Genomic DNA, 460 nt, shown 5'->3' on the forward strand with positions numbered 1-460 from the left:
AAGGTCACGCTGGCCTGGTCGCTGTTCCAGATCGGCGCGAAGTCGGCCTTCGCTCTGATCGTGCCGGCGTTGTCGGGCTATAGCGCCTACTCGATCGCGGACCGGCCCGGCATCGCGCCCGGGATGGTCGGCGGGATGCTGGCCGCGAGCCTCGGCGCCGGTTTCCTCGGCGGCATCGTGTCGGGCTTCCTGGCCGGTTATGCGGCGCTGCTGATCAATCGCCACCTGCGGCTGCACCGCAACCTGGAAGGGCTGAAGCCGGTGCTGATCATCCCGCTGCTGTCGACGCTGATCGTCGGCCTGCTGATGCTCTACGTGGTGGGCACGCCGGTGGCGGCGGCGCTGCATGCGCTGGAAGGCTGGCTGCGCTCGATGCAGTCGGGCAGCGCGGTGGTGCTCGGCGCGATCCTCGGCGGGATGATGGCGGTGGACATGGGCGGCCCCGTCAACAAGGCCGCCT

General features: G+C 69.8%; 1 protein-coding gene. It reads left to right on the forward strand.

The annotated features are described in order from the left end of the window. On the forward strand, positions 1–460 hold a 460-nt coding region (locus HWX25_RS33015; protein ID WP_244138842.1), incomplete at both ends, for a fructose-specific PTS transporter subunit EIIC.

Source organism: Burkholderia sp. BCC1640 (assembly GCF_902833125.1).
Classification (GTDB): Bacteria; Pseudomonadota; Gammaproteobacteria; order Burkholderiales; family Burkholderiaceae; genus Burkholderia; species Burkholderia diffusa.